This window comes from Dietzia sp. B19 (assembly GCF_014145155.1).
Classification (GTDB): domain Bacteria; phylum Actinomycetota; class Actinomycetes; order Mycobacteriales; family Mycobacteriaceae; genus Dietzia; species Dietzia natronolimnaea.
In genome coordinates this window covers 1-3,702 of the sequence record NZ_JAALED010000253.1, presented here as the reverse complement: position 1 = coordinate 3,702, position 3,702 = coordinate 1, and the positions used below count along the sequence as shown (strand labels likewise).

At 71.3% G+C, this 3,702-nt stretch carries 4 protein-coding genes; all 4 read right to left on the bottom strand.

The window, feature by feature from the left end:
- Positions 1-560, bottom strand: a 560-nt coding sequence (locus G6020_RS08150; protein ID WP_182610278.1) for an ATP-binding protein, incomplete at its 3' end; no start/stop codon positions are given.
- Between the two features lie 4 nt (positions 561-564).
- Positions 565-2,001 carry an MFS transporter gene (locus tag G6020_RS08145; protein WP_182610277.1) on the bottom strand — a complete coding sequence of 479 codons (1,437 nt, stop codon included), beginning with the start codon at positions 1,999-2,001 and terminating at the stop codon, positions 565-567.
- Between the two features lie 138 nt (positions 2,002-2,139).
- The gene (locus G6020_RS08140; protein WP_347238337.1) at positions 2,140-2,973 is read right to left on the bottom strand and encodes a 1,6-dihydroxycyclohexa-2,4-diene-1-carboxylate dehydrogenase; all 834 of its coding nucleotides are present in this window, start codon (positions 2,971-2,973) and stop codon (positions 2,140-2,142) included.
- A partial coding sequence (locus G6020_RS16740; RefSeq protein WP_206682217.1) for an FCD domain-containing protein occupies positions 2,970-3,702 on the bottom strand: 733 nt, incomplete at its 5' end. The genes G6020_RS08140 and G6020_RS16740, both read right to left, overlap by 4 nt.

Below are 3,702 nucleotides of genomic sequence, written 5' to 3'. Positions count from 1 at the left end.
TGGTCGAGCGCGCCGAGGTGGAGCGTCTCGCGGGCGAGGGTGGCACACAGGTCCGCGGACGGTCCCTCCGAGGGGTTCCCGGCGGTGAGGACCAGGAGAACGGAGCCGTCGACGGAGGCCTCGAGCGCCGACCCGAGTGCGCGGAGTGAGTCGGGATCGGCGTGGTCGGCGTCGTCGATCACGATGACCGTCCCGGCGCCGGCGCCCCCGAGCGCGGCGTCGAGCGCGTCGACGACCTGGGTCGCCGTCCTCTCGACCCCGGCCGCGCCGGGAGCCTCCCCGTCACCCGCTGCCGCGACCCGGGGTAGTCGCTGGAGGATACGGTCCGCGGTCACCCACGGGACGTCGTGTTCCCACGGCAATGCCCTGGTCAGAACCGTGGTCACGCCGGTGGTCCCGGTGAGCAGGGTGTCGACGAGGTGGCTCTTTCCCCCTCCGTAGGGGGCGGCCACCAGGACCACCGACGACCCGCGGTCCACCACCGCGCCGTGGATCTCGCGGAGCCGCTCCGCTGCGCGGTGGTGACCGTGACGGGGGATCAGGGAGGGCATGGTGGTCATGACCTCAGCGTAGGTCGGCCGCGGAGGTCTCGATCTGTTCCCGCGAACCGTCGGTCTCGCCGTCGCGTCCGGAGCCCGGGATGGTGTCCGGGACCTGGGCGATCAGGCCCGGGGAGCGCGGGACGGCGAGGGTGATCAGGGCCCCGGCCAGGGCCACTCCGGCAAAGACGAGGAACGAGGTCTCCGCCTGGAGGCCGCCGGCGACAAGGAGTCCGCCGATGACCGGGCCGAGGATTCCGCCCAGACGCCCGAAGCCCGCACACCATGCCACTCCCGCGGCGCGGGAGCCGGTCTCGTAGTAGTTGGAGACGAAGCCGTAGACGAGCACCTGGGTCCCGATGGTGCCCATACCGGCAGCGGCGACGAGCAGGATCATCAGCGCGATCGGCGGGGAGAGGGTCACGGCGACCAGCGCCAACGTCGCGAGGACGAACGAGCAGGCCACGATGACGCGCGGGCCGTGCCGGTCGGCCAGCCGCGACGCGGCCAGCCCTCCGACGATGGCGCCGCCGTTGAGGACCAGGAGGAAACCCAGGGAGCTCCTGGCGTCGATGCCGTACGTCTCCATGATCGTCGGGAGCCAGGTGTTCAGCCCGTAGGTGAGCAGGAGTCCGGCGAAGCTCATGAACCCGAGCAGGAGGGTGCCGAGTCGGTAGGCCGGGGTCAACAGCCCGGCGAATCCGGTGGGTGCGGTTGCTGCGGTGCCCGTCGCGGGGTTGTCAGTGGTCGCGGCGGGTGGGTCGATGAAGGCATGGACCGGAAGTCCGCGGGCGGTGCACAGGGCGACGGCCTCGTCGGTGCGCCCGCGCGAGGAGAGCCAGCGCGGTGATTCCGGCAGCGCGTACCACGCGTAGGGCAGGACGATGATGAGGGGCAGTGCGCCGATGAGGAACAGTCCCCGCCAGCCGATGTGCTCGCGTAGCAGCATCGCCAGGGCAGAGGCGAGGACGCCTCCGGCGGGGATTCCGCTGTAGACCACGGCGTTGAACAGGTTCCGCCGCCCGGCGGGGGCGAACTCGGCGATGATCGCACCGGCGGTGGCGACGATGGCGCCGATTCCGAGGCCGGTGAGCAGGCGCAGGATCCCGAACGTCGTGATGTTCTGGGCGAAGGCGGTGGCGGCCATGCCGATCGAGAACCAGGCGATCGAGCCGAGCATGATCTTCCGGCGGCCGACGCGGTCTCCGACGGCGCCCGCGCTCAACGCTCCGATCATGACACCGACGAGGGCGTACGACCCCAGGGCGCCGGCCTGCGCGGCCCCGAGCGGACCGATCTGGCCGGGGTCCGCCATGAGCGTGGGCAGGATCGCGCCGTAGATCACCAGGTCGTAGCCGTCGAAGAGGATGGCCAGCGCGACAACGGCCAGCACTCCGTAGACGGTTCGCCGATGTGCGGGGGACTCCCAGACGTCGGCTTTGGATGCGGTCTTTTCGGTCACGGTGGACCTCCGGTGAGGGAAGGGATGGGTGGGATGGAGCGGTGTGACAACAGGGGGCGCGGGGTGGCGCGGGGTGCGTGAAGGGTGCGTGAGGTGAAATGCGGCGTGGGTGGGTGGGCGACGGGAAAGGACGGGCGGTCAGCCCTGGTCCCCGCCGGCGACCGGGAGGACCGATCCGGTGATGTACGACGCCTCGGGGGAGGCCAGGAAGCAGATCGGGGCGGCCTGTTCGTGGAGGGTGCCGTAGCGACCGAGTGAGGTGGAGTCGACGGTCTGGTCCACGATCTGCTGGTACCAGCGCTTCTCCTGGTCGGTCCGGGCGTCCCCGCCGCGGGAGATGCGGCGCTCCGGGGCGAGGGTTCCGCCGGGAGCGGTGGCCACCACCCGGATCCCGTGGGGAGCCGCCTCGAGCGCGAGCGCCGTGGTCAGTCCGTTCACCCCGCCCTTGGACGCTGCGTACGGGACCCGGTTGACGCCGCGCGTGGCCACGGAGGACACGTTGACGATGGTGCCGGCCTCGAGGGAGACCATCGACGGGAGGACCGCCCGGCACATCCACAGCGTGGGGAACAGTGACCGGCGCACCTCCTTCTCGATCTGCTCCGGTGAGTACTCGTGGTACGGCCGCGCCCAGATCGTGCCCCCGACGTTGTTGATCAGTACGTCGATCCGGCCGTGGGTGGACAGTGCGGCGTCCGTCGCACGTCGTGCGCCCTCGAATGTCTCGAGGTCGGCGACCACCGGGATCACCCGGTGGCCGTCCGGTGACATCGCGGTCAGCTCCTCGGCGACCCCGTTGATCTCCCTGGCACGGTCGACGGCGGTGACGAGCCCGCCTTCCCGGACGACCCGGTCGGCGACCGCACGACCGATTCCCTGAACCGCTCCGGTGACCAGGACGGACAGCCCGTCGAAACGTCCGGGGGACAGGACGGGTGGGACCGCGTCGTGGTCACCGACCGGGGCGCTCACGACGCCGCCCCGACGGACGAGTCGGCGAGCGCGGCCCGCATCGTCGCCTTGGCGTGTTCGGTGTGGCGACGGATCAGATAGCGTGCCGCGTCGCGATCCCCGTTCTCGAACGCGGTCACGATCTCGAGGTGCTCGGGCACGATGTCCTCCGACACCCACCGGGCGTCCGGGAGGACGCTGTTCATCACCCGGGTGACCTCCAGGATCCGGTAGGCCTGCAGAAGGGCCTCGTTGCCCGTGCACCGGAAGAGGTACTCGTGGAACTGCGCGTTGGCCGCGGTGAAGCGCGCCGGGTCGAGGAAGCGGTCCCCGTGGATGTACTGGTTGGCCGACTCCGCCAGCATGCGGAACTCCGCCAGGCGAGCAGGGTCGAGCCGGCCCATGGTGAGCTCGACGGCTCCGAGTTCGAGCGCCATCCTGGCGTCGAACTGTGCGTCCGAGTGGGTGATCCCGGGATGCACCTCGCCGCTGACCACACCGGTCGAGGACGTGATGGTCTCGGACCGCTCGCCCCCGGACACCGAGAGGGCGGACGACGTCGTCGGCGGGACGGAGGTCGAGAGGACGGGCTGCGGGGTCACAGGTCGAGGGACGTATCCCACCGGCCGGGCGGCGATGGCGGAGGTCGCCTCCTCGGCCGCCGGTCCCGGTGTGGACCCGGGGCCGAACAACCCCGGGGCACGGGACTCGAACCCCGCCGGTCGTGCGGCGATGGCCGGCTGCGGGCCG